The organism is Streptomyces sp. JLYT201 (genome assembly GCF_059448825.1).
Genome location: NZ_CM182551.1, coordinates 4959266 through 4985982, shown reverse-complemented (window position 1 = coordinate 4985982; position 26717 = coordinate 4959266). Strand labels below are relative to the sequence as shown.

Annotated in this window: 34 protein-coding genes and 1 pseudogene; 2 read left to right on the top strand and 33 right to left on the bottom strand. The window is 70.1% G+C overall.

Annotated elements, in window-relative coordinates:
* Positions 1 to 131: 131 nt before the first annotated feature.
* From AC5WAM_RS20680 to AC5WAM_RS20630, 11 genes and pseudogenes are all read right to left on the bottom strand, one after another.
* A complete protein-coding gene (locus AC5WAM_RS20680; protein ID WP_495523471.1) occupies positions 132 to 1388 on the bottom strand; it encodes a helix-turn-helix domain-containing protein in 1257 nt (418 codons plus the stop codon).
* A 144-nt stretch (positions 1389 to 1532) separates the two neighbouring features.
* Entirely contained in the window at positions 1533 to 1730 is a 198-nt protein-coding gene (locus AC5WAM_RS20675; RefSeq protein WP_495523617.1) for a hypothetical protein, read from the bottom strand.
* A gap of 53 nt (positions 1731 to 1783) precedes the next feature.
* Complete coding sequence (locus AC5WAM_RS20670; protein ID WP_495523470.1) at positions 1784 to 2014, bottom strand: holin; 231 nt, start codon at positions 2012 to 2014, stop codon at positions 1784 to 1786.
* Positions 2015 to 2127: 113 nt separating this feature from the next.
* A pseudogene (locus tag AC5WAM_RS20665) lies at positions 2128 to 2718 on the bottom strand (N-acetylmuramoyl-L-alanine amidase); the annotation flags it as partial.
* Positions 2719 to 2729: 11 nt separating this feature from the next.
* Positions 2730 to 2981: a hypothetical protein gene (locus tag AC5WAM_RS20660; RefSeq protein WP_495523469.1), complete on the bottom strand. Its 252-nt coding sequence runs from the start codon at positions 2979 to 2981 to the stop codon at positions 2730 to 2732.
* Between the two features lie 68 nt (positions 2982 to 3049).
* A complete protein-coding gene (locus tag AC5WAM_RS20655) occupies positions 3050 to 4669 on the bottom strand; it encodes a right-handed parallel beta-helix repeat-containing protein (protein WP_495523468.1) in 1620 nt (539 codons plus the stop codon).
* Between the two features lie 8 nt (positions 4670 to 4677).
* Positions 4678 to 7413, bottom strand: a complete 2736-nt coding sequence (locus tag AC5WAM_RS20650; protein ID WP_495523467.1) for a hypothetical protein — start codon at positions 7411 to 7413, stop codon at positions 4678 to 4680.
* 3 nt (positions 7414 to 7416) lie between these two features.
* Positions 7417 to 9708, bottom strand: a complete 2292-nt coding sequence (locus AC5WAM_RS20645; RefSeq protein WP_495523466.1) for a phage tail protein — start codon at positions 9706 to 9708, stop codon at positions 7417 to 7419.
* Between the two features lie 304 nt (positions 9709 to 10012).
* A complete protein-coding gene (locus AC5WAM_RS20640) occupies positions 10013 to 10519 on the bottom strand; it encodes a DUF7426 family protein (RefSeq protein ID WP_495523465.1) in 507 nt (168 codons plus the stop codon).
* The gene (locus AC5WAM_RS20635) at positions 10516 to 10989 is read right to left on the bottom strand and encodes a phage tail tube protein (RefSeq protein ID WP_495523464.1); all 474 of its coding nucleotides are present in this window, start codon (positions 10987 to 10989) and stop codon (positions 10516 to 10518) included. Before AC5WAM_RS20635 ends, AC5WAM_RS20640 begins: the two co-directional genes overlap by 4 nt.
* A gap of 11 nt (positions 10990 to 11000) precedes the next feature.
* Positions 11001 to 11432: a minor capsid protein gene (locus AC5WAM_RS20630; RefSeq protein ID WP_495523463.1), complete on the bottom strand. Its 432-nt coding sequence runs from the start codon at positions 11430 to 11432 to the stop codon at positions 11001 to 11003.
* Positions 11433 to 11506: 74 nt separating this feature from the next.
* Between AC5WAM_RS20630 and AC5WAM_RS20625 the strand changes: the two genes are divergently transcribed.
* Positions 11507 to 12367 (top strand): hypothetical protein, encoded by an 861-nt coding sequence (locus AC5WAM_RS20625; protein ID WP_495523462.1) that lies wholly within the window; start codon positions 11507 to 11509, stop codon positions 12365 to 12367.
* Positions 12368 to 12388: 21 nt separating this feature from the next.
* Here AC5WAM_RS20625 and AC5WAM_RS20620 read toward each other — a convergent pair whose 3' ends face one another.
* Genes AC5WAM_RS20620 through AC5WAM_RS20590 form a run of 7 tightly spaced genes read right to left on the bottom strand, consistent with a single transcriptional unit; the run spans position 12389 to position 16096 of the window.
* A complete protein-coding gene (locus tag AC5WAM_RS20620; protein ID WP_495523461.1) occupies positions 12389 to 12739 on the bottom strand; it encodes a hypothetical protein in 351 nt (116 codons plus the stop codon).
* The gene (locus tag AC5WAM_RS20615; RefSeq protein ID WP_495523460.1) at positions 12736 to 13050 is read right to left on the bottom strand and encodes a hypothetical protein; all 315 of its coding nucleotides are present in this window, start codon (positions 13048 to 13050) and stop codon (positions 12736 to 12738) included. The genes AC5WAM_RS20620 and AC5WAM_RS20615 overlap by 4 nt, the downstream gene beginning before the upstream one ends.
* Positions 13044 to 13457, bottom strand: a complete 414-nt coding sequence (locus AC5WAM_RS20610) for a head-tail connector protein (protein WP_495523459.1) — start codon at positions 13455 to 13457, stop codon at positions 13044 to 13046. The genes AC5WAM_RS20615 and AC5WAM_RS20610 overlap by 7 nt, the downstream gene beginning before the upstream one ends.
* 13 nt (positions 13458 to 13470) lie before the next feature.
* Entirely contained in the window at positions 13471 to 13980 is a 510-nt protein-coding gene (locus AC5WAM_RS20605) for a hypothetical protein (RefSeq protein ID WP_495523458.1), read from the bottom strand.
* Positions 13980 to 14165, bottom strand: coding sequence for a hypothetical protein (locus tag AC5WAM_RS20600; protein WP_495523457.1), 186 nt, complete (start codon positions 14163 to 14165; stop codon positions 13980 to 13982). The genes AC5WAM_RS20605 and AC5WAM_RS20600 overlap by 1 nt, the downstream gene beginning before the upstream one ends.
* A gap of 5 nt (positions 14166 to 14170) precedes the next feature.
* Positions 14171 to 15370, bottom strand: coding sequence for an SU10 major capsid protein (locus AC5WAM_RS20595; protein WP_495523456.1), 1200 nt, complete (start codon positions 15368 to 15370; stop codon positions 14171 to 14173).
* Positions 15371 to 15382: 12 nt separating this feature from the next.
* A complete protein-coding gene (locus tag AC5WAM_RS20590; RefSeq protein WP_495523455.1) occupies positions 15383 to 16096 on the bottom strand; it encodes a hypothetical protein in 714 nt (237 codons plus the stop codon).
* An 87-nt stretch (positions 16097 to 16183) separates the two neighbouring features.
* Here AC5WAM_RS20590 and AC5WAM_RS20585 point away from each other — a divergent pair, with 87 nt between their 5' ends.
* Positions 16184 to 16711, top strand: coding sequence for a hypothetical protein (locus AC5WAM_RS20585; RefSeq protein WP_495523454.1), 528 nt, complete (start codon positions 16184 to 16186; stop codon positions 16709 to 16711).
* Here the strand turns inward: AC5WAM_RS20585 and AC5WAM_RS20580 are convergent.
* From AC5WAM_RS20580 to AC5WAM_RS20510, 15 genes are all read right to left on the bottom strand, one after another.
* A complete protein-coding gene (locus tag AC5WAM_RS20580; protein WP_495523453.1) occupies positions 16708 to 17829 on the bottom strand; it encodes a phage minor capsid protein in 1122 nt (373 codons plus the stop codon). The two genes, AC5WAM_RS20585 and AC5WAM_RS20580, sit on opposite strands and share 4 nt — an antisense overlap.
* Positions 17789 to 19363 (bottom strand): phage portal protein, encoded by a 1575-nt coding sequence (locus tag AC5WAM_RS20575; RefSeq protein ID WP_495523452.1) that lies wholly within the window; start codon positions 19361 to 19363, stop codon positions 17789 to 17791. Before AC5WAM_RS20575 ends, AC5WAM_RS20580 begins: the two co-directional genes overlap by 41 nt.
* The gene (locus tag AC5WAM_RS20570) at positions 19344 to 19523 is read right to left on the bottom strand and encodes a hypothetical protein (protein ID WP_495523451.1); all 180 of its coding nucleotides are present in this window, start codon (positions 19521 to 19523) and stop codon (positions 19344 to 19346) included. Before AC5WAM_RS20570 ends, AC5WAM_RS20575 begins: the two co-directional genes overlap by 20 nt.
* Positions 19520 to 20770 carry a PBSX family phage terminase large subunit gene (locus tag AC5WAM_RS20565; RefSeq protein WP_495523450.1) on the bottom strand — a complete coding sequence of 417 codons (1251 nt, stop codon included), beginning with the start codon at positions 20768 to 20770 and terminating at the stop codon, positions 19520 to 19522. The genes AC5WAM_RS20570 and AC5WAM_RS20565 overlap by 4 nt, the downstream gene beginning before the upstream one ends.
* Positions 20757 to 21254 carry a helix-turn-helix domain-containing protein gene (locus AC5WAM_RS20560; protein WP_495523449.1) on the bottom strand — a complete coding sequence of 166 codons (498 nt, stop codon included), beginning with the start codon at positions 21252 to 21254 and terminating at the stop codon, positions 20757 to 20759. The genes AC5WAM_RS20565 and AC5WAM_RS20560 overlap by 14 nt, the downstream gene beginning before the upstream one ends.
* Positions 21255 to 21326: 72 nt before the next feature.
* Positions 21327 to 21587, bottom strand: coding sequence for a hypothetical protein (locus tag AC5WAM_RS20555; RefSeq protein WP_495523448.1), 261 nt, complete (start codon positions 21585 to 21587; stop codon positions 21327 to 21329).
* A 949-nt stretch (positions 21588 to 22536) separates the two neighbouring features.
* Complete coding sequence (kilB, locus tag AC5WAM_RS20550) at positions 22537 to 23004, bottom strand: plasmid transfer protein KilB (RefSeq protein WP_495523447.1); 468 nt, start codon at positions 23002 to 23004, stop codon at positions 22537 to 22539.
* A 16-nt stretch (positions 23005 to 23020) separates the two neighbouring features.
* Complete coding sequence (locus AC5WAM_RS20545; protein WP_495523446.1) at positions 23021 to 23428, bottom strand: helix-turn-helix transcriptional regulator; 408 nt, start codon at positions 23426 to 23428, stop codon at positions 23021 to 23023.
* A 167-nt stretch (positions 23429 to 23595) separates the two neighbouring features.
* Positions 23596 to 23991, bottom strand: a complete 396-nt coding sequence (locus AC5WAM_RS20540) for a hypothetical protein (RefSeq protein ID WP_495523445.1) — start codon at positions 23989 to 23991, stop codon at positions 23596 to 23598.
* A 163-nt stretch (positions 23992 to 24154) separates the two neighbouring features.
* Positions 24155 to 24529, bottom strand: coding sequence for a hypothetical protein (locus AC5WAM_RS20535; protein WP_495523444.1), 375 nt, complete (start codon positions 24527 to 24529; stop codon positions 24155 to 24157).
* A 157-nt stretch (positions 24530 to 24686) separates the two neighbouring features.
* Positions 24687 to 24902, bottom strand: a complete 216-nt coding sequence (locus tag AC5WAM_RS20530; RefSeq protein ID WP_495523443.1) for a hypothetical protein — start codon at positions 24900 to 24902, stop codon at positions 24687 to 24689.
* A gap of 13 nt (positions 24903 to 24915) precedes the next feature.
* Positions 24916 to 25044 carry a hypothetical protein gene (locus AC5WAM_RS20525; RefSeq protein WP_495523442.1) on the bottom strand — a complete coding sequence of 43 codons (129 nt, stop codon included), beginning with the start codon at positions 25042 to 25044 and terminating at the stop codon, positions 24916 to 24918.
* Positions 25045 to 25181: 137 nt separating this feature from the next.
* Complete coding sequence (locus tag AC5WAM_RS20520; protein ID WP_495523441.1) at positions 25182 to 25802, bottom strand: hypothetical protein; 621 nt, start codon at positions 25800 to 25802, stop codon at positions 25182 to 25184.
* Positions 25799 to 26308, bottom strand: coding sequence for a hypothetical protein (locus tag AC5WAM_RS20515; protein ID WP_495523440.1), 510 nt, complete (start codon positions 26306 to 26308; stop codon positions 25799 to 25801). The genes AC5WAM_RS20520 and AC5WAM_RS20515 overlap by 4 nt, the downstream gene beginning before the upstream one ends.
* Positions 26305 to 26697: a hypothetical protein gene (locus AC5WAM_RS20510; RefSeq protein ID WP_495523439.1), complete on the bottom strand. Its 393-nt coding sequence runs from the start codon at positions 26695 to 26697 to the stop codon at positions 26305 to 26307. Before AC5WAM_RS20510 ends, AC5WAM_RS20515 begins: the two co-directional genes overlap by 4 nt.
* Positions 26698 to 26717: the final 20 nt, after the last annotated feature.

Here is a 26717-nt window from a genome sequence, read left to right as displayed (position 1 = left end):
TGAGTGGCGTCCACGATCTGCCCCTGTCGTCGCTGATCAGGTGTATTGGCGACGGTAAGAGGGGTTCGACCAGAGCAGAGGTAGGGTCCGTACCCCCTCCGGCAGGGGTACGGTTCCTACCCCTTAGGCGATCAGGCAGGTACGCCGAGTTCCTGCGCGAGGCTGGCAGCGTCCTCCCGCACCATCCGTGGTCCCGACTTCGCCAGGCCGGGCAGCGCGCCACGGGTGAAAAGGTTGTACTTGATCGTTTCCAGTGACTCGTCGCGCGCCTTCTTCAGGTAGGCCACGGCCGCTGCACTCTCCCCGAGCAGGGTGTGGGCCCGCGCGGTCTCGATCAGGTGGTACGAGCGACGCGTGGCTGAAGGGATCGTGCGCAGATCCAGCTCGTCAGCGACATCAAGGGCCTTGGCGGGCTGGACCAAGTCGTTGTACATGGTGATCGCGTAGCCATCGACGACACCCCGGCCGAAGATCAGCCACGGGTGCGCGTAGTCGTCACCAAGCCGCTTCGCAGCTGCCTCCGCCTTGTCCCAGTACCGCCACGCATCGCCTGCCTGCCCCGTTTTCGCGTAGGACAGGGCGACGGCGAGATACAACAAGCCGCGGCGCGCGATGTGATCGGGGTCTTCCTTGCTGGACAGCAGGGCGGCGGCCTGCTCGGCGAGGTCGACGCGGGCCTCGGCAGCCTCGCCAGCGTCGCGGTGGACGTGGTTGACGTACCAGGCGGCGGCCGCAATCGCGCGCGGGCTGTCAGCGTCCTGGGCAGCGGTCATGGCACGGTCACCAGTGAGCATGACCAAGTCCGGGGCGGGCTGGAAGCTGAGGAAGAGCTGCGCGAGGTGGTTTGCCTCGGCCTCGGCCACCAGCGCGCGGCGGCGGTCCGCGCCCTCCAGCATCCGGGCAGAGTGCCGGGCGTCGTCCAGCAGGGCCGGGAGCATCTGGACGATACGGGTTCGGTGCCCGATCGTCTGGTTCCCGGCCCGCTCATCGCGGGCGTGCCACACCTTCCACACCTGACGCAGCCGCGCGGACAGTACATCTGCGGGCTCCGGTTGCCGGTCCGCCGGGGCCAGTCGGTACCGGGTCAAGGCCTGCTTGATGAGCGGCAGTTCGCCGTGTTCGGCCTTCGTGTACGTGGCGGCCGTGATGCGGTCGTCACCTGTGAGTTCGGTGATGTCCTCAACGCCCAGGACTTGGGCGAGCTTCAGGAGCTTGGGCAGCCGGGGCATTCCGATCGCGCCGCGTTCGATGGCCTTGACCCACTCCACTGAGTGGCCCATGACGTCTGCCACGTAGGCGCGGGTCCGGCCGGATCGGGTGCGGGCGCGCTGCACGCGCTGGCCGAAGGTGAGCTGCGGTACCGGATTGGTGTCGGTGGTCTCGGGCATACTGGTGCCTCCGTTCAGAGCTCGACACTCAGAACGGTACGCCTGACGGCCCCCGCGTGTGCGGGGGCCGTTTCGCTGTTGACCCCAGCCCGCCCCACGGCATGACGAAAGGCCTCCCCCCGCCCGAAGGCGAGAGGAGGCAATTCAGCGAGCGAGCAGCGCGAAGAGGCCGGACCCAGCTCCGATCACCCCGGCGAGAGCCGCGATCGTCGGGAGCGGCCACCGACCGCGCTCCAGCGCGTCCAGCCGCCGCTCATGCTCATCCAGAGCCTTGTCCGTCTGCTCGCCCCGCTGCACCAAGAGCGCGAGCTGCCCACGCTGCTCGGCGAACCCCACCTCCATCGTCCGCCGCAACTCGGCCAACTCCAGGGCAACATCACGCGACTCCGGCGCCGTCACAGCCGTCTCCGCACCGACTCCGTGAACCCCGGCCCCTCACCCCGGCCGCTCGTCGCGACAGCGGTCAGCAGCGCGAGCACCGCGGCGAGACCGGCGGTGCCGAGCGCGGATTCCCACGGCACGGACAGCAGGTCGGTGGCGCCCGCGGTGAGGACTGCGGCTAGGGCCTGCGCGAAGGTACGGACGACGCGCTCAAGGGTCGCGGTCCAGAAGGCAGCGGTGTTCACGGGGTCCTCTTCTCCAGCGCGGTGACGCGCTTCTCCAGGGCGGTCAGCCGCTCCTCGGTCGTGGGCGGCCGGGGTGTGGGCGTGGTCGTGCCGGGCGACCACGAGGCGGGGTGGCGGAGGCGTTCGGCGACGCGCTTGCGGATGTCTGGCATGGACACCCCGGGACCGCGGGGGTCGGTCTTGCCGGGCTGCCACTCGGCGTGCCCGATCACCGACGTGGGCCCGGTCCCGCCCCAGCCGTGCGCGCGGCAGATCGCCACCGACGCCCGCACGATCGCCTCGACTTGGGCGGCGGGCCAGGGGTCGTCGCCGTCGCCGAGGTTCTCGCACTCGAAGCCGTAGAAGTGGCGGTTGCCGTCGGTGTTGGCCTCGTTGTCCGGGGGCAGCGCGTGTTCGGCGATGACGGCCTGGAGCACGTCGTCGTCGCCGAGGCCTGCGTGGTTGGCGCGGCCGTAGCCGACGAGGTGGACCGTGCCGTCCTTGGTGATGACGCCGTGGCACAGGGGGCCCGGCAGGCCCTCGTAGCCGTGGCGGCAGGTCGTTACGGTCTTCTGGGCGCCGGAGGTCACGGTGTGGTGGATCATCACGCCGTGCATCGGGCCCCAGGGGCCTTTGTGGTTGCGGTTGTGCGTGCGCCACGCGCCGACCTCGACGACGTGCACGCCTTCCGTGCGCAGGGCAGCGAGGAACCGGGATGCGGTCAGGGGCCTGGCCATCACGCACGCTCCGGCCAGGACCAGGTGCCCGGCCCGTCGCCCTGCGGGATCGCGTGCTCGGTGTACGAGCCCTGCGCGCCCGGGGTCATGACGTGGAGGTGCACGGTGGTGTCGTCGTCGAGCGGCGGCACGTCGCCGAGCTCCAGGCCGACCGGGTCGAGCGTGTCCTGGGTCGCGGTGACGATGGCGGGCAGGGGGTAGCCGCGCGTCCGGGCGCGGTAGATGACGGTGCGGCCGACGGTCGGCTTCACAGAGGCCCTCCTCGGGCATAGAGAAAGCCCCGGCCGGACGGCACGGGGCGTACAGGGGGAGCGCGGGGCTACTGGATGTCGGTGGCGGTGGTGTTCGGCGACGTCGAGGCGTCTTCAATGCCCGTGCCGCCGCTGCCGGACCAGGTGCCGCGCATGTCGTTGCCGAAGCGGTGGATGCCGCTGCCCGAGCTGATGGAGAGCCCGCGGACGGCCTTGGTCGTCGAGGAGCCGGGGCGGCACTTGTTGCCGGAGATGGCCACGGCTACGGGGTTCGTGGAGACGCGGATGCCGTAGGAGGAGCTGGCCACGCGGTTGGCGCCGTCCACGAAGTTGTCGCGGATCTGGATGTCCGTGCCGCCTTGCACCAGGACCCCGCTGTTCGCCGGGTCGCGGACGTGGTTGCCGAGGATGTCGCTGTTGTCGCTGGTGACCATCGTGATCCCGTGGGCTCCAGAGGTCCACACGACGTTGCCGTTCAAGATCGTGTTGTTCTGGTTCTCGGTGCTGATACCGGTCCCGGCCACGTTGGCGACGATGTTGTCCGCGACGGTGCAGCGAGACACGCGCTCCAGGCGTACGCCCGCCTGGCCGCCGGACGTGCCGTCGATGGCGTTGCCCACGATCGTGAGGTTGAGGATCGTCCCGGACGTCTCACCGAGGGCGATGATCGCGTTGTCGTAGCCGCCGCCGGATCGCATGGTGTTGCCGACGATGGCGATGTTCCGCATGACCTGGGATGCTCCGGTCGGGTTGCCGTCCGGGTCCTTGGTGTCCTCGGGGTCGGAGAGGATCACCGAGCGCAGGCGTACGCCGCTCCCGCACGACACGAAGGTGTTGTTGCCGATCGCGACGTCCTCCCAGTTGTACGCGGACACCGCGTATTGGAGGGTCCCCTCGAACGAGCAGTCGCTGATACGGATCCGCCTGTGCCAGCGGGTGATCGTCGCTGAGTGGCTCCCGATCCCGCGCGGCCACGCGGTCGTGCCCGCGGTTCCGGAGGCGCCGACGTGGCAGCCGGTGACCAGCACGTCCTCGCACGGAGTGTGGTCGTACGGCCCGAAGCCACCGAACACCCCCACGGACTTGGCGAGGTCGATCTGGACGGCCTCGCTGAAGTCGCGGCCTCCCGGGTCGACATAGCCCCTGAACTTGCAGTTCCTGATCACGCCGTGGCTGGTGCTGTTCAGCTCGACGGCGTGGAAACCCGGGGTATCCCTGATCTCCAAATCCTGGATGACGATGTCGGTGGCGTGGCCGATGGAGATGCACATCGCGCTGCCGGTGAGCCCGGCCGTGGTGCCCCTCATGTTCCACAGGCCGCCCTCGATCGTGATCCGGGAGTGGCCGGTGTAGCCCGGAAAGGCCTGCCCCGAGTCACCGTTCAGGAGCATCGTCCCGGCGTGGTTACGCCGGAGTTCAGCACCAGCCATGCAGGTCAGTCGGGTGTTGTTGTAGATCCTGAGCGTCTGCCCGATGAGGTACACCCCGGGCGGCACGACGACCTGAGCCCCGCCCAGGTCGCGGGCCAGGTTGAGGGCGATCTGGATGCCTGGGGAGGCGTTGACGCTGCCGCTCGGGTCCGCGCCGAAGTTGGTGACCGTGAACGCGACGCGGCTCTGGTTCATGGCCTCCAGGCGGCCCGCGGTGACGTCCATCCCGGGGAGCCACTGCTCGACAGGGGTAGCCATGTGACCTCCTACAGGGACGTGATCGCGGTGTGGGCCAGCCGCACAGCCGCCCCGGCCGCGTGCGGCTTCACCACGCCGTTGACGCTCCGGACGACGCTGATCTGCTGTGTCCGGGCGGGTGCGGAGGTGGTGGTGATCGCGGTAGCGGTGACGTGCTCGCCGCCGAGCTGGAGCCGGATGGGCATCTCGGCCGGGTCCGTCGTCCACAGCAGCCCGGTGCTCACCACGGGCAGGCTGGTGGCGGTCGTGGAGACAGCGGCCGTCAGCGTGCAGCCGTCCGTGTCCGCCTTCCCGTACACCGGGTGATTCGCCTTCGCCGTCATCCACGGCCCGCCCGGCTCGCACGTGAGCGTGCGCTCCCACCACCGCGGCTTCAGCGTCTCCGTCCAGCCGATGATGATCAGGTCCACGGCTCCGTGCGCCACCCACGGTGGGAGGTTCGTGAGCCGGACGAGGTCGCCCTCGCGCAGTGCGAGCACGGCCGGGATGAGGGAGGGGACGCGGTGCAGGAGGATCCGCACCGAGGGGTAGCGGGCCGCGTCGTGCGTGCCGAGATGCAGCCGCCAGTGCGCGTGCGGCAGTGGCTGTACGTCGTCGTCCAGGGCGAGCGTCACGGCCTCGTCGTACAGGCCGATCCCGGCGGGCGGCGGCTGCACGGACAGCGGCCCCTCTTCGAGCACCGCGCGCGCCGAGCTGCCGCCCTGCCTGGTGACCGTGATGTCGTTGCGGGTGCTGGCGTCGTCGTCGACCGGCTCCAGCGGCGGCGCCAGGTGGCCCGCCTCGTAATCGAGGACGAGCGCGGGCTCCTGGGTGTACAGGCTGGAGCGGTCCCGGTAGACCAGGCCGAGCCGGGAGCGGTCCTCGACGAGGATCCCGCCGTCGACCTCGGCCGCCGCCTGGAGCAGCGCCAGGAGCGTCTCCGGGCGCTGCGGGCCGACACGCTCAGGAGGGAGCGGGCCCGCGACGCGCCCCAGCGGGATGGACTCCTCGGCAGCCAGGCGCAGCATCCGCGCCCACGCGGTCTCGCCCGCGTACCCGTCGTCCGAGCCGGTGTAGAGGCCGTTGGCGGCGGTCGGCAGCACGGCCAGGTGCCCGATGGACCAGCCCTCGGTGAGGGCGCCCCAGGTGGCGGTGACGGCCGTCACGCGGCCCGCAGACCCGGTGAGGGTGCCGCCGATGCCGCCCGCGTCGCCGCCGACGTCCTGGAAGTCCAGGCGCCAGTCGATGCTGCCGCTGCCGGTGTCGCGCACCCAGACCCGCATGCGCACCCAGCCGTGGAAGACATCGGAGCCGAGGCCGACGCTGCGGAAGATGACGTCAGTGCCGGAGGCGTCGAAGCCGTAGATGCGGGCGGAGCCGGAGCGCATGCCGATGACCCACCGGCGGACGGTGCCGGTGGTGGAGATGCCGATCACCTCGGCCCACGGGCCGGAGCCGCTGGGGGTTTTGTCGTCGGCGTTGTACACGAACTCGACCTGCCACTGGCCGCCGGGGTGGGCGGGAACGATCGCGGACAGGGTGGCGGCCGCACTGAGCCGGGGCAGGGCGCGCGAGCTGGGCAGGGTGTCGACGGCGCCGAATTCGACGCCCGTCATCGCGGCCGCACGCACGCCCTTGATCGGCGAGTATGCGCGGGTCGCCGAGCGGTCCTCCTCCATCGGCCAGTACGCCACTGGGGCCCCCGACGGGATCCTGCGTCGCAGCGTGGAGTCCAGAGCCTTGGCGCCCTGGCCGTAGCGGCGCAGGATCCCGGCCGCCGCTACCGGCGTCCACACGTCGTGCCCCGACGGCGCCCACCGCTGCGGCCACGAGGAGATCTCGCCGACGAAGAGCTCCTGGCGGTCAGCGACCGCGGCGGCTCCGGTGTACGACCACGTCCGTCCGGCGGAGTCGACGAAGGCCGTCGCACCGAGCGGCTGCGCGGTGAAGTCCGGCGCCGCCACCACAGTGCCGCCGATGCCCGAGCGGACCTCCGCGGCGTACACGCGGCCCGCGAAGGGCCGGCGCGCGACGGCCTGCGTGAGGTCGGTCGGAGCGATCGTGAGCGGAGCCGTCCCGGAGTGCACGGTGACCGGGCCGGTGAGCGTGGACGGATTACCGAAGCTGACCCAGGGACCGGCCAGCGACGGCGCCCAGTAGAAGCGCACGGTCCTGCCGCCTGAGCCGTCGTCGGCGTCGAGCGTGGCACGGAGAGCGGCCCGCTGCGGTAGCGCGGGCAGGGCGCGGGCGTGGAAGACCGCGGCCGCCGACGTGCCGTTGGTGCTGTACGCGAAGTTCAGCTGGCCGTCCTGGATCCTCAGGAGGAAGGAGCGCTGGTCTGCCGCCGCGTCCCACTTGCCGATCAGGGTGTGGGCGCCCGGGGCGTACCAGCTCCCCTCGCCGTCCCAGCGCACGTCCAGGTCGCCGACGACGTCGAGCGGCGCCGCATCCGGTGTGGAGGCGTACGAGCCCGGGGAGCCGTCGAGGTCGAGGAAGCGGGCGCCACCGGGCAGCCAGAGACGCACCGGCGTGTTGCGGCCGATCTGCCCGAAGTACGGGCTCATCGCGTTGCGCGGCGAGTACCGGCCGTCGCGGTTGTTGATCGTCAGCGGCACCGACGCCGGATCAGCACTCGTGCCGCTGTTGCGGATGCCGCGCGCGTGCGTAATCGGGTCTCGGGTGCGGACGTCCCCCGTGATGTCCGTCCACACCCCGCCTGCCTGGATCTCGATCCGCAGCCCCAGAGGGCTCTCCGGGAAAGCCACCGCTCACCTCCCGAGGACGAGCTGGACGTCGCCGCCCCGGACCGACACGGCATCGCGGAGGATCTCCAGGAGCATGTCGTCGATCCGGCTGCCGCTGGAGCGGAGTTCGAGCACGGTCCGGCCGCCGCCGACTGCCGTGGTGCCGACGCCCGAGCTGGCGGCCGTGGCCACCTGCCCCGGCGACGGCGTGGTGACGAGGCCCTGCATCGTCTTGTCCAGGACGCCGGAGTGCTCCTCGGCACCGACCGCGATCCCGGCCGGAATCCAGCGTCCGATCTCGTCGGCCATGAGGCGCGAGGGCGAGCCGATGCGCAGCGCGCGGGCGATCGGCCCCGGGATGATCGACTTCGCGAAGGACGTCAAGCTGCTCTTGAGCCAGCCGCCCATGCTCTTGATCCCGGCCCACAGGCCGCGGATGACGTCCTTGCCGTGGCCGACAAGAAGTCCCTTGAGCGAGCCGATTCCTGCCGAGATCCGCCCCGGCAGGCCGCGCACCCAGCCCAGGAACGTGGAGGCCTGCGAGGACGCCGCCGTGCGGAAGGCGGTGAACGCGTTCACCGCGGCGGCGCGCAGGACACCGGGCAGGCCAGCGATCGCCGAGCGGGCTCGGCCGGGCAGCCCGGCGAGCCAGGCGACGAGGGCGACCATGGCAGCGATGCCCACGTCCTTGGCCCGGGTGAACCAACCCAAGATCCAACCGGGGATCTGGCTGAGCCAGGCGACCGCGATGAGGACGCCCTGGACCGCCATAGTCACGGCGGTGCGCACTGCCGTCCAGGCGGTAAGGGTCCAGGCCCTGACGGTGTCCCACTTCGCGATCACGAGCGCGACGAGCGCGGTCACGATGAGGATCACCCAGCCGATCGGACCCATCGCGATCAACCACTGAGCAGCCATGACCGCCGCCCACGCCACGGCGCGCGCGGCCATGATCGCGAATTGCGCTACCGCGATCGCCGCCGTGCGGATCATCTGGGCGGCGAACACGATCATGCTCCGCAGAGCCGCGCCCGCCCACGCCGCCGCTGTACGGGCCGCCGAGAGGACTGCGGCCTTCGCGACCCGCGCGTAGGCCATCACGCCGACGACCATCATCCGCAGCCAGCCCGCGATCGCCGCCCATGTCGAGGACGCCAGGAGCCGGTTGGCGACCGCGACGACGCGGGCGCCGACCGCCCACGCCTTCATGCCGACGACGACCAAGAGGATCGCCGTCGCCAGCACCGACAACACACTCGGCGGCAGCGCATTGACGACCCGCGCCAGCACGAGCGCCACCTGCGTGGTCAAGCCGATCAGCGGCCCCAGCGCGATCAGAAGCCTGCCGACGGCGATGGCGAGCTGCCCCAGGGTGGCGCCGCCCTCGCGCGCCATCTCCAGGAACTCGGCGAAACCCTCGGAGCCCTCCAGCGACGTGCCCCAGCGGGCGAACGCCGCCGACATGTCCACCAGACCGCCGGTCACCCCGGCCGACATCGGGAGGAAAGCGTGCAGGACCCCGGCGAAACCGATCACCAGGTTCCGGAGGACCGTCAGGAGGTTCCGGAGCGCGGGCCCGGCCGCCGCCGAGGTCCCGGCCACCCACTCCTTGAAGCGGGCAGACTTGACCCCCTCTTCGAGGTCGTCGAAGAAAGACGAGAAGGCGGCCGCCGCCGCCCGCACGAACGGCGTCAGGCTCGGCAGGAGGCGCCGCAGAAGCTCAATGCCGCGCGTGACCAGCGGCATCGTCGTCGGCGCCAGCGAGTCCGACCAGGACTTGTAGTCGTCCTTCAAGCCGATGAAGGCCTTCGCGGTCGCCCGCGTCGCGGGCGGCAGCTCAGCGAGCGCGTCCGTGTACGCCTTCTGCTTCTCCGCCGCGTCCGCCGCGCCGTCAGCCGCCGCCTTCTGCGCCTCCTCGGCGAGCTTGGCGACCTCGGCGACGCCCTCCATCTGCGGGCCCACCGCCAGGCTGAACGCCTTCACCGCGATGCCAGCAGCGACGGCGGACGCGGCGATCGCGCCGAGCACCGTCACGACGGCTGCACCGGCGGGCGCGGCGGCGACGATCCCGGCCGCTGCGGGCGCTACCTTGCGCAGCGCAGAGACGGCGAGCTGGGCGTGTGCGCGGATCCCGTCGGAGAGGCCGCGGCCGGCTGCTTCGCCTTCGGAGACGAAGCGCCCGCGGAGGTCGCGGAGTGTGCCGTCGGTCGCGCGCTGGAGACCGCGCAGGCGCAGCTCGGCGGAGGACAGGCCCGCGCGCCAGCCGGAGTCGTCGGCGCGGATGAAGCCGACCAGCTCGCCGAGACGCAGGGCCATGGCGCCCACCTCCCCGTCGTGCGTGGTGAGCGCGGCGACCTGGTCTGTCTACAAATGCATGAATATGTAGATAGAGCAGTCAAAAAAAGAGATCAGGTGGCCTTGCCTGACCTCGTGGCGGAGGGGATCTCAGGGGGTACAAAGTGCCGGGCGAGGCGTGACTCGGTGCTGAGCAGGCCGAGAATACGAATCTTCAGCCAGCGCCACGAGCGGTCCCGCAGGACGCCCGTGCCAACGTCGATGCCGTAGGCCTCGTGGAGGTCTGCCTCGATGAGCGGCCACTGCTCCAGGAGCTTGGCCCAGGTCAGTCCTTCGAGGCCTTTCGGGCGCGGCTGGTAGCCGGACGGGCGCTCGTACCACTCGTGGAGCCCCGTGACCGGGTCGACTTCGCCGCGGCCGATCCACCCTTGCTCTTGGCCTGCTTGCGGCGCGTCTCCCGGTTCGGGGCCATGCGAGAAGGGTCGCCAGCCGCCCTCCAGTACGCCTGTGCCTGTTCCACGTCGGAGATGATCCAGAACATGGCGGTGAGGCCCGCGTGTCGGATCCAGGCCCAGTCGACGCCGTCGGCCAGGAGCTGCTCGTACACCGGGCCGAGGCACATCTCCAGGAGGTCGCGTTCCTCGGTGTCGTCGAGCTGTTCGGCGTCGAGGGACTGGCCCCCGGCGATGAGCCGTGCCGCCGCCGTGGTGATGCGCTGGACCTTCAGGCCGTCCTCGCCGGACGGTGACGGAATGCGGTACGTCTTGCCCTTGATCGGCAGTTCGAGGCTGTCGTCGAACAGCTCGTCCAGGGCTTCGAAGCGGGCGCTCACGGCGTGATCGGGTTCGTGATCGGAGTCAGCGGCCCGGCCCCGGTGAGGGTCACCTCGACCTGGTCGAGGTCGTTCTTCTCGCCTCCCTCAGGCGCCCAGGTGACCAGCGCTCGCCCCTGGTAGGCCTCGGGCATGCCGTCGCGGTCCATCCACCTGACCGGGATCTTCGAGTTGGCGCCCCAGGCGAACGCGGTGAGACGCAGCTTCTCGTGGACCGGGTGGTAGACCGTGGAGTCCGCCGACTTCTTGCGGTTGAACTTCACGGTGACCGTCCAGCCCATGCCGGTCTTGTCGTTGTCGTCCCAGCCCTCGTCGTCGTAGGTGCCGGAGTCCTCGTGGTTCGGTTCGAACTCGGGCTGGAATTCCACGACGGCGGGGCAGAGTTGCCAGTCCGGTGTGGCTTCGCTGGCCATGTTGATCTCCAGCCGCCAGCGGCGGGCGAGAGCGGTGACCTCGGTCGGCGTCGACATGACGCGGCCTCCTATTCGTTCAGGTGGGGTGAGGGCCGCGTGGCCCGGAGGTAGTAGGTGGCGGCGATCTCTTGGCGGCCGTGGACGTCCTGGCCCATCGGGGCCTGCGACTGCCGCCAGATCAGCGCCACGTGGACGCCGTTGAGGACCAGGCCGCGCCGGTTGTGGAGCAGCTCGAAGACGCCGTCGGCCAGGTCTTCGACGGCGCGGGGGTCCCGGCCGCGGCGCATGCGTACCTGGACGCCCGTCACGACGTCCGTCAGGTCGGTGTCCTCGACCGGGTACGTGGTCAGAACGACGGCGCCGTCCGGGGCGTCCGGCAGGACGGAGAAGAGCAGGCCAACCTCGGAAGCCGCGTACACGCCGTCGGGCCGGTAGACGGCGAGCCCGGCCTCCTCGATGAGTGAGGCGAGGCCCTGCAGGAGCCGTGTCGTGTATCTCACAAGCACCCTCCACGCAGCGTCAACACAGCGCTGACCTGCACCGTTGTCAGTGGGGGAAGGTACGGTTCCGCTCCGTGACGATCGATTCATCCCCGGCCCTGGACTGGGCGCATTTGGGCAAAGCGTTTTCCTCTGCCTATGCCGAGCTTGACTCCGGCGAGTTCATGTATGCCGCTAGGGCAGATACGCCCCCGAGCGGCCTTGAAATTGTCGATGCAGAGGAACCAGACGTGAGCGAGGACCGTGCTGCATGGCTGAGACCGGTGGCCAACTATCGTGACTATTTTCCGCACGAAGCGTCGGATTACACTCCATACATTGCGCGAAGTTTGATTGATGTGCAGATGGCCGCACGTATCGAAGAGCCGCTCAGATTGGTCGGCACCGAACAGAAGATTGCTGGTTATAGGATCGACGTGCTCGCCATGACGCGTGTTAACGGAAACGATCGTTATGTGGTAATCGAGAATCAGCTTGAGAGATCTGATGCCGATCACCTGGGAAGGCTCATCACCTGCGCTGCTGAGGTTGACGCTAGCCACGCGGTATGGATCTGTTCAGAGTTCCGTGAGGAGCATTTGAAAGTCCTCGAATCCTTGCAGTATGAAGGCTCTCGCTGCTCCTTTGTTCCTCTGGTGATCGACGGAGCGCTCTCCGGTGCAGAGTATGCGACCTTCGAACTAGCTCTGCCACCCACTTACTCAACGCCTGATGACCACTTGAGGGAAAAGCTTCATTCTCTAGCGCGAGAAGCGCAATCTGCCCTGCTCTTCACGGATAGGGCCCGTTGGGTGGTCGAGAAGAATCCGGAAGTAGATTTCTATCGATATCGTCTACAGGTTGATGCGCTGGCTCACTGGAGCGCTAAAGCAGCCGAGGCTGCCAGGAGTCTTCTTGATGAAATACCGAAACGGCGGCGGCGCGCGTCTCAGTAGGCAGCCTCCCTGTCTGAGCATCTACCCGCGGAGCCAGCGGCGTAGGGGCACGGCCATGAGGCGGAGCATGACCTCCCTGGAGTCGTTCATCGCCGACTCCAGGTACTTCGCCTGGCGACCAGGGGCGTGCCGCCAGGTCAGCTCCTCGTGCTGACGGACGGCGTACACCGTGTCGTACGAGATGGCCCCGTTCAGCCCGTCTACGTCGGCGCGGCCGGAGCGCTCCAGCGTGCCCTCGTCCAGCGGCACGCGGGAGTTGGAGACGCCGAGCACGTGCTCCAGGGCGCGGGCGAGGCCCTCGCTCGCGAGGCGGCGGCCGCGCGACGTCCACAGCCGCTGTCCCTGGAAGTTCATGCGGACGTACTGGGTCACTGGAGCTGCACCTCCAGGTGGTCGGGGGTGGGCAGCCCGCCGCCGTCGCGCCGGTACGCGGCGATCGCGGCCGTGACGCGGCCGGAGGGGAGCGTGACGCGCGAGCGCGCCGGGCACCGCGCGTCGAGGGCGGCGTAGAGGGTGGACGAGGAGGTGACTTCCTCGCCCGCCGAGTTGCGGACCATGCGGGTCTGCTCGTCGAGGAAGCAGCGCACAGCCGTCGGGGGGCCGTACTTGGGCCCGTACGGTCCCTCGCCCTCCCAGGCCTCCACGATGACCTCGTGCCGGAGCAGGTAGTCGGGGATCAGCACTGCACCACCTCGCCGAGCCGGAAGACGTCCGGGGGCAGGTCGGGGCTCCGGAGGGCTTCCAGGGCCGCGTCAGCGACTCGGCGGCCCTGGGCGGTGCCGTCGGCGCCGGACGAGGTACCGGACAGGGCAACCGAGCCGATCTTCACCGAGCCCCACAGTCCCGCCGTCCCCAGTTCATCACCGGTGGCCGCCCACCACTGCACCTGCGCGCACACCGCGTCAGCGAAGGCCTCCCGCACGCGCGTGTGGGTGGGGTAGCCGTCTGTCCCTGCGTCGTACCAGCACAGCCGAAACACCTCGCTGTCGAGGAAGCGACTGGCGCGGGCGAGCCGGGCCGTGATGTCCGCGGGCGCCGTCTGCCCGGTGTACGCCTCATACTGCGCCGACGTCGCGTAGACCCTGGCCACCGGACCACCTCCTCTACGCGGACGTGCCGACGATCACGACGTCGTACGTGACGGACGTGGTGCCCGCAGCGTTGGCGACCTTCAGCAGATCGCCGGTCCCAGCCGTCACCGCGTAGCCCGTGGCGTCCGCCTGGCCCGTCATGACGCCCAGGCAGGCGCCCGGCCGCAGCGTCACGGTGCCGGCTGCTCCGAGCAGCGCCGCCCACGCGTTGCTCGCGGCGTTCCCGATGACCACGTTGTTCGTGTTCGCGGCGGCGGCCGCGATGAACAGGCCCTTCACGCGGACGAAGGTGAGGGCCTGGCCGAACGCGTCGGTCAGGACTCCGGCGAGGTCCAGGTCCTCCGTCGCGGACGCGGCCAGCGTGCGCCGGTCGTGAAACACACGGTCGGCCTTGCCAGCGGTGGTGCCGTCGGTGAGCTGGACCGCGCGCCGGAACGCCAGCGAGTCCTCGGCCGCCGTGAGGTCCAGAGCCCTGGTCTGGAGGACCGTGGCGGACATGGAGAGGGTGCTGGTGACGCCCATCAGGATCCACCCCCTGTCGGCTTGGTCCGGCGCTTCGGCTCGGCCCTGTGGTCGGGCTCGGCGCGGCGCCAGCCCGACGTCGGATCGGCGGCGAGCGCCTCGTACCGCTCGGCTTCCTCGCTGCCCGGTACCGGGCTGATCCGCTCGGCGATGTGTCCGCCGCTGCCTCGCTCGTAGATCGCCATACGCGTCACACCTTCAGCCCGGTCTGGACCGCGTGGGCGCGCTCGTTGCCGTACTTCAGCCCGACCTCGCCGTACAGCTGGACCTCGTCGGACGCGCCGGTCTTGGCCAGCGGCTCCTCGAACATGACGCCCTTGCCGGGGATGTTGAGGAAGACGGGCATGCACTGCTCCAGCGAGACGACCGCGATCGTGTCCTGGGGCATGTGCCGGTCCAGCATCACGTTGAGCGTGCCGAAGTTCGTGACGATCGTGTCCACGGCGACGCCGCCAACGGTGCGGGACGTCTCCTGGAACTTCCCGTACGCCTCCGCGTAGGCCCGGCTCAGAGCCCGTCGCTGGGCCGAGTTCACGAGCAGCGTCGCGGTCTCCTGCTCGCTGATGCCGCCATTGTCGTAGGCGAGCTGGATCAGGTCCTCGACGTGCTCCGGGCTGAGCGCGGTCGACCACGGCTTGGTGTAGGCGATGCCGGTCGCCGTGCCCAGAGTGATCGGGGTCCCGCCGGAGGACGTGGACACCTTGAAGGTGTTCGCGTCGAGCTGGTCGACGAAGTACGCGCGACCGGCCACGATCCCGGCCGCGGTGCTGGTGTTGGTGAACACGATCCGGTCGCCGTCCACCAGGCCGTGCGCCGTCGCGGTGACGGTGTCGGTGGCTGAGGAGGCGCCGGTCGTGGTGGTGCCGCGCGCGATCCGGTTCGACGTGATCGCGGACAGGAGTCCGCGGGTCTTGCGCGCGGTGGCGTTGGTCGTCGGGTTCGCGTGCGTGCCGTTGAGGAAGCTGAAGTTCACGTCGAGCGCCACCGACTTCAGCGCCTGAGCGACCTGCCAGTCCAGCTCGTTGGTGACCGGGTTCTCCCCGTTCACGCCCCGGAACGGCGCCGCCCCGGGCGTCGTCATGGCGCCGGTCGCGGCCTGCTTGGTGTACGAGACGCTGACCTTCTCCTGGTGGATCTGGACGACGTTGCGCACGTTCGCCCGCACCCGCTCCTCGGCGGTCGGAGCCGTCGCGCCCTCCAGGCGGGTGCGCTGCGCGGGGTCGCGCAGGTCGTAGGTCTGCCACTCGAACTCCTGCGACGTGGTCATGCCGCCGCCGGTCAGGCCCCCGATCGCGGACAGGAACGGGGTGTCGGAGGGCGTCAACGCGAAGAGTTCGCCCGCGTAGTTGGGAAGATCGAATGTCGTGCCCATCCCGGTGATACCGGCCATCGGTCACGCTCCTTACGTGCTGGTGGCGGCCTTCTGCCGCTTGAGTCGGATGACGGTGGCGAAGTCGCGCCGCTTCGTGGCCTCCTCGATCTGCTTGTCGAGAGAGGCGGCCTGGTCGCCGGAGCCGCCCGCGCCGCCCATGTCCCCGCCAGAGCGGCCGGGCCCCTTGGGCGTGAGCTTCCCGAGCTTCTCCACGGCCTTCTTGATCGCCGCGTCGTCGACCGCGCCGTCCTCGCCGACGAACCGCGTGACGTCGATGAACTCGGCCAGAGGCGCGAGGTCGACGCCAGCGCGCGCGGCGGCGGCTTCGAGGCGGGCCTGAGCGATCCGGGGCGCGGCCTCAGCGAGAGCGGCCGTGCGGCCCTGCTTCTCCGCCGCGGCGACGGCTTTCTCCTGCTCGCTCATCTGCGACGCCTTGAGCTTCGCCAGTTCCTCGGCGGCGCCCTTGTTCTCCTTGGCGCGGGCCTCCCACTTGCGGGCCTCCGTCTTCCAGTCCGGGCCCTCGCCGCCCTCAGAGGGGGTGGGGGGCGCAGGCGCGGGCGGGGCGGGTGTGGGCGGCGTCGGGGCCGGATCAGCGGATCCGGGCGCGGGCGGCGTGGGGCCGGAGCCGCCTTCGCCCTCGCCGCTGCCACCCGCGATGGCGTAGATCGGCGAGCCGGAGCGGCGTCGGCCGAGGATCGCTCCGGCGGGGTGCGTGGCGAGCGGATGCTGGAAAGGGTGAGGCATAGGTGATCTCCCTTTTCGGGTTTCTGCTGCCGTGCGGCAGGCGAGAACGTGGCTTCCTGGCATGCGCCTCGAGCTACCGTCTTGCGTATGACGGCTCTGACGATCGTTGGTGGCCTGCTACAGCTATTGGGCCTCCTTGTGGCAGGCGCAGGCGTCTCCGCCACAAGGAAGGAGCATGCGCCCGAGCGGCTTGGAATCGCCGGTCACGCGCGACGGCTGTGGACCGCCTTCTTGCACGGCCTCGGTTTCCGCACACGGCGTCCCTCTGTGACCGCTCGCCTCGGGGTAGCCGAGGAGGCATCAAGTGCTGAGGACGCCTATGTGGTCACCCGCCCAGCTCCTGGCCTCAGCACGGACCAGCAAGTCAGCTTTCTCATCACATGTGTGGAGCAGCTCCAGGAGCAGAGCAATGACTTGGCGCAGGAACTCGCTAAGGAGCGTAGGAGTCGCGGTGCCGAAGTGGGACGGCTTGAAGGAGAGATCAAGGAGCTGGAACGGAGTTCTGGCGAACGGCTGGACACAGCGATGGCTGACGGACTGACGCTGGAATCCTGGGGCCTATTCCTTGCAGTGGCGGGAACGCTTGTTGGCCTCGTTCCAAGCTTCTTCGGCTAGTTAGTGGTGCTGAGCTGCTCGCGCTGCCGCTTCCGGACGAGTCCCTTGGCGTCCGTGAGTTCGCGGATGCGGGCCTGGTAGTTGCGGACGCGCGCGTTCGCCGTGCGGCGGGCCGCGTCGTCCATGGCCGCAGCGCTCTGGCGCTTCCAGGCGCGGACCTGCCGCTCCAGGTACCGCTGACGCTGGGTGTCCTCGTACGTCGCGCCCTGCGGGTGCGGCGGCGACTGCGGCCGCTTCGTCACCCCGGGCAAGAACGCGGACAGCGAGTGTCGGCAGTTCGGGTGGAAGAGCCCGGCGGCGCGCGCCTCCACGAGGGACCCGGCGACGTGCACCACGACGGTGCGCCCGTCCTCGACCGCGTGCTCCGCTCGCAGCGCCTGTGGCCCCGGAGTTTCGGAGAGGGTGAGGACCTTGCCCTCCCACTGCGCGCACAGCGGGCACTCCAGCGGGGCGTCGGAGACGACGACCAGGCCCACGCCGATCTCCGTCAGGGCATCGGTGTGCCCCTCGATCGCCGCGCGGGCGGTGACCGACCGGACGGCCATCTCGGCGTACGAGGCCATGTCCCAGGAGCGGCCGGCCTTGTCGACGAAGCCGGTGATGCCCCGCTGAGCGAAGGCGTCGAGGGCCCGCTGGCTGGCCTGCCGCCGCGTGGCTGCTCCGATCAGCACGCCGCCGGACACTCGTGCCACGATCGCGCGGTAGGCGTCCACCACCGCCCGCGTGATCCGCACGAATAGCGGGCGCGTGTCCTGCGCCATCGAGGCCGCCAGCCGGTCCACGGCCGGGGCGCCGGGCAGTGCCTCGCGGGCCACCAGCTCGCGGCCGATGTCGAGCGCGCCCAGCTCGGCGACGGCGGCCTGGCGGCCGCGATTGTACGCCTCGACGAGTGCGCGCCGCACGGCGCCGTCGGTGTCCTGCTGAAGTGCGGTGGCCACCGTCTCGACGGCCTCGCGCAGGTTCCCGAGCGCGGCGAGCTTCAGCTCTGCCCAGCGGGGTGACGCGATATCGGACTCCAGGGCGGCGGCGAGCTTCTCCAGGAGCGCGGCCTCCGCGTCGTCGTACAGGCGCCGGACCTCAGCCGCGAGGTCCTCCGCCATCGCCGGGGACACCGGCATCCGGTACCCCCTCAGCTCCGGTCTCGAAGGGGTCGGCGACGGCCCGGCCGGACTCGCCGAGGATCTCGTCGACCTCCTGGCGCACCTTGGTGTCGTCCCAGTCCGGATGCTGCATCCGGACGAGCGTGTCCGTGGACGCGGCCTCCGCGCGGCGCAGCAACTCGGCTGTGGTGGCCAGCTCGGTGGGGCCTTCGCTGACAGAGTCCTGGAACTCCACCTTCGGCGGCTCCAGGTCCAGCCCCTGCACGCGGAAGCGTTCGCCCGCCTCGATGGCCAGGAGCGCCGCCGTGACGTCCGCCAGCGCCGGGCCCCAGTACAGCGCCTTGCGCCCGCGCGTGCTCATGGAGCGGCGCTCGCGCGCGCGGATCTCCGTGGCGGTCACCGCGGCGCCGTCGCCGGTTTCCCCGAACGTGCTCGCGGAGTATCCGGCCTGCCGGACGGCCTGCTCGATCAGCTCGGCGCAGGTGTCGCGGTGCTCCTGGACGCGGATCTCGAACTGCACGACCTCCAGCGGGCTCGGGTCGCCGGGCCGCTGGAGCATGTTCAGCCCGGTGTAGATCCGGCGCTCCTCGTCCCACGCGGCGCCCTGTCCGGGGCCGAGGCTGTCGAGCATGCTGTTCGGGACGACGATGCGGCCCTTGCCGTTCTGGACGTCCCGCATCCAGGAGCTGTACGTCTCGTCGAGGGCGTCCATCAGGCCCTCGATGCCCTGGAAGTCGGACTGCCCCCAGTAGGCCGCCTTCGGCAGGTGCCGCCAGGCCCGCGCCGGGCGCACGTTCGGCACGTACGCGGCGGTCAGATGGTTCGGGGCGCCGGTCGCGATGCCGCCCTCCGCGTCGACCTCGCCCGCGAGCCCGGCCGTGGAGGGGTGCTCGGTGAGCGGCACCGGACGCCCGAGCGCCGTCAGCGAGCCCTCGTACAGCCCGTGGAAGATCACGCCGCGCTCGTGGCGCTCCAGGTGCCGCAGGACGCGGCGGGAGTCGTCCGACTCCACGACCGTCCAGAACGTCACCGCGCGCAGGCGCCCGTACCGGAACTCGGGCACGGCCCGGTCAGCGGCGATCGTGTCGATCCACGGCCGGTCGGCGACCTCCTCGTCCCAGACCACGCGCAGGTACGCGCCGCCGAGCGCGGCGCACACCTCGCCCGCTTCCAGGAGCGTGGGCTGGAGACCGTCCTCCATGAGCGCGTCGAGGCGTTCCTGGGTGGGGCCTTCGGCGCCGGTCAGCTTCGGCGGCTCGGAGAACAGCAACTCCGAGCTGGTGCGTGCGATGTCTCCGGCGAGCGGCACGTGGAGCTTGGTCCGCTTCTCGCCCGGGGGTGTCGGGTTGCCCCAGAACCAGCGGGCCAGCCGTCCCACGATGCCGTCTCGGTACTGGGCGGGCCGGTTGAGGGCCTCGCGGTAGCCGCGGCCGCGGTAGCGGTTCTCCAGGCGGTCGGGCTCGGCGGAGTACCAGGCGTCCCAGTCGGCGAGGGCGGCCTGGACGTGCGGTTCGGTGGGCGGCCACGGGGTGTCAGCGCTCGGCAGAGGCATCGGGCACCTCCTGGGGAGTCGGCGCCTGCTCCAGTTCATCAGCCAGCTCGCGGAGCAGCGCGGGAAGAGCTACGCGAAACTCCGGGAAGGTCTCGCCCTCCGCCTCACCGACGACGGCGTCCGGCAGCCGTGCGGTCCGGAAGACGACTTCGATCTTCACGCGGCGGCCTCCAACAGAGTCGGGATGTGCGGCCGCCACAGGGCCTCGGTCGTGCGTACGCCGTACCGCAGCGCGTCACAGCTGTGGTCGTCCTGCTTGATCGGGGCGTCCTCGCCCTTCTCCGCCTTCTCGTCGTCCCAGCTGTAGCCGGGCAACTCGTCGATGAGGCCGACGCAGGAGCGGTGGATACGCAGCCGGTCGGCGGCGAGCAGCGAGGCCACCGTCCGGATGCCGTCCAGGACCGTGTTCTCCGCCGGGACGACGCCGGGCGTCTCGTCGCGGTGCAGCTGTTCGATGAATGACGCGGCGGACGGGTCCACAACGGTGAACTCCGGCCGAACCCCGTGCCCGGCGAGCCACTGACGGCGCGCGGCGGAGTACTCGGCATCCGTCATCTGCCGCCGGGCCGTGCGGGAGTCGTGCCGGTACTCGGACACGACGTAGAGCCGCTGGTCCGCGCCGAGCCCGATCAACAGGTCGGCGAAGGGGTTGACGGTGCCGTAGTCGATCGCGTCGCACAGCCAGCGCGTGATCGCCGGAACCTCGTCCACGACGTGGATCGTCGGGTCGAAGGCCTCGTAGATCGCGCCCTCGGACATGACCCAGTGCCCCAGGATGTAGCGCCGGTACCAGAGCCCAGTGAAGGCCTGCTTCATGCGGGCCACGTACTCGGGGCTCAGGGCCGGGTTGTCCTCCAGGGCGAAGTGCCACGTCCGGATGCCCAGCTCAGCGGCCCTGTTCAGCCACTCCTTCTTCGCCCAGTGGCCTGGGTTGTCCGGGTTCGTCGTGGCGAAGATCAGAGCGCCCGGCACCGACTGGCGGTCGATGAGCCGCTTGAAGAACTCCTTCGGGAGCAGCGTCAGCTCGTCGATGTAGGCGCCGGCGCCCGTGAGGCCGCGGAGACGTGCCTCGGCCTTGGCGTCGTTGGCGGTGATGACCTCGATCTTCCGGCCGAGGACCCAGGCGATCGGGGCGCCGCGGGTGTAGTGGATGTGCTTGGCGGCGTCGCCGAAGATGCTCGGGTCCTGGAGGGGCTCGAAGACGTTGCGGCCCACGGTGTCGTAGGTCTTGCCGACGACGACCAGGGCGCCGCCGCGCGGGGCGTTGACGACGTACATGAGCCAGCGGAGCAGGCTCGCGATCGTCTTGCCGGAGCGCACGGAGCCCTCCCAGACGTTCAGCCAGGCCGTGGAGTGCGCGATGGAGCGCTCCTGCTTCTCCGAGAGCTGGGCCTCAGCCGTCGCCATGCTGGTTCCGGAGCCGGTCGAACAGCGACGTCAGCAGCGAGCCGACCTCGCCGGAGCCGTCCTCGTCCTTCGGCGGGACCAGGCGCAGCGACTTGTCCAGGGCGATGCCGACGCCGCGCAGGATCAGCACGGCCTCCGCGTTCGGCGGGGCCGGGAAGGTGTGCTCGGCGTAGTCGTTCTCCTTGCCGCCGAAGGAGTAGACGGTGCAGGGCTGGCGGAGGCGCGCGCGGAGCAGCTCGGCGTCGTCCTGGAGCAGCTCGGCGAAGCGGGCGCGCCGGTCGGCGAGGTCGGCCTGGCGGATCTCGGTGGCGGCGCGGACTTCGGCGGCGCGGGCGAAGGACAGGCCGAGGTCCTTGGCGATGGCGCTGATCGTGCGGCCGGAGCGGCCGAGTTCGGCGGCGATCTCGTTACGGCCCCTGCCTTCGGCGTGGAGGCGGCGCACCTGGTCGCGGTCGGCTTCGGTGACGGGGCGGGCTTTGCCCATGGTGGCCACCCCCGTCCGGACGTGCGTGGGCCCGGCCTCGCGCGGGCGGGGCCGGGCCGGGTGGCGCGGGGGTCAGCGGCGGCGGAAGAGGCAGATCAGCGCGGAGCGGTCCCCGGACAGGGCTTTACCCTCGGCGGCGCACATGTTGTAGAGCGCCCATCCTTCGGCCTCGATGGCTTCGATCTGCTCGCCGACGCCCGACATGACGCCGGTGGTGCGGTGACTGACGTTCGCTTCAATGATCTTGAAGGTGAGGACCTGTCTGCCCTGTTGGTACGCCTTCTTGGCTTCCTGTGTGGCGACTTCGGCCTTGGCGTTGTTGATGAACCCCACGTGTACCCCCCTGGTACCGATGGTGAAGGTGATGAGAGGTGTTCAGGGTGTCAGCGGGGGGTGATCGTTTGCTGGAGTGTCGCGGTTCCGTGACATGACGAAGGCCCGCACTCGGCGGGCCCATCTGCGTCCGGGCACAACGGACTTGCCACCCATGATCCATGGGGTAGGGGCAGCTGGCAAGCGCCGAGCGGGATGTACTTACAGGTGGTGTGCCCTGTCCGATGTGCATCTGACGCGGTCTCGCAGTCAAAGGTCCAGGTGAGGTCGCTGATGCTGATCCATCACGCAGGCAACAGGTCACACAAAATACCTCGTTGGATGGCAAACGACAGTTGTGACGCTGGACGTCAGTACTATGAACGCCGTTCCACTTCTTCTCCGTGCATCAGCTTCGCCGATCTCTTCGCGGGCATCGGCGGAAACCCATCGCCGTCAGGCATGACGACGATGCCGTTCGGAGGATTAGGAGGAGCAACTGGTGGGATCGAACGAGCAAGGGCCAGGCGGTAGCTGGCAACCTCCCGACAAGTGGCATGTCGGGCTAGCCGCAGCAGCCCTGCTAGTGGCGATCATCGCCGCTGTGGGCCAGTTCGTGCAGTAGTGAGGCCCACGCACGGACCCGGCGCGGGCGGATGCTGCAACGCAGCGAGCCCGGCCTACAGGAAGGCGACCGGGCTCGTGTACTACTGCGGTGAAGGGCCTGGCTCTGGCGGAGCTGGGCCCTTCGCTGTGAGGGTGCGTAAAACAGGAGCACAACCCACCACGCGCCAAAGTACCAGCGTTGGGCGTGCAGACTAAACTATAAGTGTCGCCAAATCTCTAGGTCAGAGCGCTGCGACCGGCTCTTAAGAGTTGCACTCGGCTTACATCAAGTCCGATACCGCGAGAGTCGGCACGACGTCCCCGCCGTGCCCGGGGGTTGGTGCGGCCCGCGTTGCCTTCGGGCTCAGATTCGGGCTGCGTCACGCAGGGCGGTGTGGGCGTCCCGACTCCGCTCCCGTCCGGTGCCGAGAGCGGCCTCCACGGCCTCGCTGAACCGTCCGTCGACGACCGCCCCGAGTTCGATATCCGCAAGCTCGATGGCCGACCACGTGGCCTCTGCGGCTACGGCGACGAGGGCTGGATCGGCCGTGGTGAGGGCGAGGCGGTCGAAGGCGGCCGTCGTGGCTGTGCGGGCGCGGTACAGGTCGGCCCTGTCCTCGCTGGTCTGGGCTATGCCGTCACGCCGGTTGGCGATCTGGAGCCAGTAGGTCTCCCGGTACGCCAGCACTGCGGCGAGGAGCTGCGCGGTGGCATCGAGAACCCGCTGGCGGTGTTCGGCTGCGCGGGCGCGGCGGTCCGTCCAGTGCGCGGAGAGGCTGGCCAAGGCGGCACCGGCGAGCGTGCCGAGGACCGCGATCAGGGTCGACCACATGGGGCTCTCCTCAGCTTCAGGCCGACGGGGTGGTGCCCCGGCGGTAGCCGCGGCGACCGGCCAGCGCCTGGGTCACGGCGTCGCCGTACCAGCGGTTCGTGCCGTCCGCGCTGCCTTCGGTGTCAGGCTCGGGCCAGCGCCCGCGCGTGCGGTCGGCGCGGATGGTGCCCGCGCTGATGCCGGTGGCCTCTTCCAGCTCGCGCGCGGTGTAGAGGCGGCGGGGCTCCAGCTCAACGGCCGGGCGGGCGACGTGGTCGCGGACGAAGGTCTCGATGTCCCACGGAGAGTAGGTCTTGTACCGGTTGCGCTTGCCGATTGCGGCAGGCCAGGCGGGGTGTCGGGCCCAGCTCTTGGTTACGGTGTGGATGCTCACCCCGTACGTCTCGGCGATCTCGGGGGCGATGAGGTCGGGGCGTTCTACCATGGGTGTGAGGCTCCTTTGCGGAGTTTTCAACTGGTGGGGCCGGCGCTCTCTCACCCCCGAGTCTGCTCGGGGAATGCGTCGGCCCCTTTTGTCTGTGCGGGCGGGTCGGGGCTCGGAGAGGAGAGGGTGCCCGCCCCGGGCTGGCTGCGCGGGGCGGGCGGCGGGGGCTAGGACTCGTCAGAGTCGAGGTCGTCCACGTCGCCTCTCTCGATCATCTGTGCCGTAACGGCAAGACGTGCGAGGGAGTACTCGACGAGTTCGAGCCGCCAGGGAGCGGGCCCGGCAATGTCCACCAGGACCAAGATCTCGTAGGCCGTGAACCAATCGAGAATCATGTCCCTGTACGCGACCTTTGCACCTTCGGTGATCGGTTCATCGTCGATGAGAACGCGCGCCCGGTTGAGGCTCAGGATTGCCTCGGGGTCGACCTTCTCGTCGGTGACGATGTCCGGCACCTCCATCGGGACGGGGAGGGCTGCCAGGAGCTGGCGTATGAGGTACGTCACTCCCAGTGTGGCCCCGTTCAGGAAGGTGGTCCGCTCTTCGTCGTCATGGTCTGCCATGACGTTCTCCTCTCTGGACTTTTCAACTGGCTGCCAGGTCCGGGGCTCTCACCCCCCACCCTGACGTTTCTAACTTTACAACACTTGCTTCTAGATTTGCAACACCCTTCAGCGGGGAAAGGGGAGCGCCCCCCGGCTGGCGGCCGGGGGGCGCGGGGGCGGATCAGTCAGTGCCGTGCGTCAGGAGCCAGATCGCGAGGCCCTGGAGTGCCCGCTCGGCGTACATGAGGTTGATCCCTGACCCTTCGGCCCGAGCGTCCACCCACCTCGTGGCGCACAGGGCGTAGAGGTCGATGGCCGCCAAGAGGTGTACGCATCCGGTGTGCAGCTGCCCCTCCTGGGTCTCACCCATCGGCTGGTCCTTTGCCAGCTCCGCGACCCGCCGCACTGCGGGAATCGCGTCGGATGCCGGGATGTGCTCGTCGGTCGGGAGGGTGATCGGCACGGGCAGTCCCCGGCAGACGTCCACCAAGATCGAGTAGACCCGCGAGATGGTGTGGGCGAGCGCCTGCATCATCTCGTCTTCGCGGTCAGCCATGATGACTGTCCTCTCTGTGGAGTTTTCAACTGGTTGTTGTCAGTTCGGGCTCTCACCCCCGCCCTGACGGTTCTAACTTTACAACAGTCGCTTCTAGATTTACAACACCCTGGGCCGGGGAAATGGGGACGGCATACGCCGCCCCCACCCCCGCAGGTCAGGGCCGCTCGAACCGCACCAGCTCCCCACCGTCCCCGACGACCGCCACCAGCTCAGCGCCCGGCAGCTCCTCGCGCGGGATGCCCGTCTCCTCGACGAGCCGCTCTACCGGCACCCGCTCAGGGTCCGTGTGGTCGCGGTGCGGGGTCGTGATCTCGGCTTGGTCGCCGAACAGCAGCAGCACGCGCACGGGGATGGTCTCTCGCTCGCTCATGGGTTTGATCCTCTCAGCGGCCGGGCGGGTAGTGCCCGCCGCGCTCCGGGTCGTAGATGGTCTGGAACTGCGGGTCCTGCTCAGGCTCGGACTCCGGCGGCGGTGACGGCGGTACCGGGATGCCCCCGCTCTGCTCTGCCACGATGGTGGCCTCCTGTCTCGTGTGATCGGGATGGGACCGGGGCGGCCGGACAGCTGCCAGGCGAACGGGCCGCCCCGGGGTAGATGGCCCGGTAGACACCGGGGAGATGGCGGTAGATGGCGCGGTAGACGCGCAGGTCAGCCGCCGGTAGACGGCGCGGGAGACGCCCCCGGGGCTCCGGCTGGGGAGTGGTCCTGTAGGTCCCTCTTGCGCACCCCCCACGTGGGGGTCCCGCCCACCTTCACGGACCGGTCGGTGGGGATGTCCAGACGGCCCAGGCGCAGGCGCAGATCGGTGACCGTACGGCCCTCCCAGTGCCCCTCCTTCTGGAGGTGGGCCAGGACGGTGCGGAGGTGCACCGCGGGGGCGTCCCCCATGACGTCGAGGAGCAGCTGCCGCACAGCCTCCGCAGCGGGGGTCGGGGAAGCCTCGGCGGGGGTCTGCTCGGCGGCCGGGACGGGGGGCTCGGTGGGCGCCTGTCCGGCCTGCCAGGCGGCACGACACCACAGGGCGCCGAGGAGCCACAGCAGCCAGGGCAGAGCGCGGACGATGGCCCAAGCGGCGTAGGCGACCGCGCCGAGGCAGAGCAGGCGCAGGACCGGGCCGAGGGCGGCTCGCCAGCCTTCCAGGTCTTCCCGGCGGCCGGCGCTCACCCATGCGGTGAGGGCGTCGGTGCGGCGCTCCCACAGGGCGAGGCTTCCTCGGGCGAGGCGGTCGGCGGCCCGCGTACGGGCGGCAGCGGACGGAGTGCGGCTCACAGCGCCTCGCCTCCCTTCTGGGCGAGGTCGCGGAGCTTGTCACCGGCCGCGTTGATCAGGTCGGGCCACCACTGGAGCAGTGCGGCTACGCCGGGCAGGAAGCCGAGGATGGCGAAGCTGATCGCGCCGCCCACGATGCGGCGTTTGTCCTGCTTGCCGCTGGCCTTGAAGAGCAGCACGACGCCGCCGAGGTAGATGACGGTGACCAGGGCGCCCCACTCGGTGAGGGTCCCCATGCGACCGGCAGGCAGCGCGGCTGGGCCGGGTGTGCCGGTGGTTTCCGCGACGCCCTTGGATCCGGCCGAGGAGAAGATCCCGGCGATGCCCGAGGCGCCCCAGCCGAGCGCGCCACCGACACAGATGGTCGACAGCGAGCCGAGGCCCGCGCCGGAGGCGTAGGGCAGGAGCGCTTTGGGGTCACGGCCGCCCTTCAGCCACGGGCGGAGGTTGCACCAGACGATCAAGAGGGCGACGGCGACGCCGCCGCCGGACAAGGCGACGTTCACCGGGTCACCCCCGTGAGGCCCTGCACCGCGTCCCACCAGGAGAAGGCACCGGTCAGACCGAATGCGCTGACGATGAGGACGGCGAGGTGGAGGCTGCCGGGGGTGTGGATCATGCGGCGGGTGGCGAGGGCGAGCACGGCGAGCGCGAGCCCGTACCCGAAGCCCACGTGCACCTCGCGCGCTTGGCTGACGGTGTACGCCCACGTGGTGGCTGCGGAGTAGCCGGTCCACGGGATCGGCGTGACGGCGGCGGCGAGGGCGAGTGCGGCTCGCCACGGCTTGACGCGCTCGGTGATCTTCTGCCAGGCGCGCTCCCACCAGGCGGGTTCGGGCGGGGTCTCGGGCGGCGGGCCGCTGTCGACGCTCACGTGCACGTGTACGTCAAGCACGGGCGGCGGGTCTGCCGGGG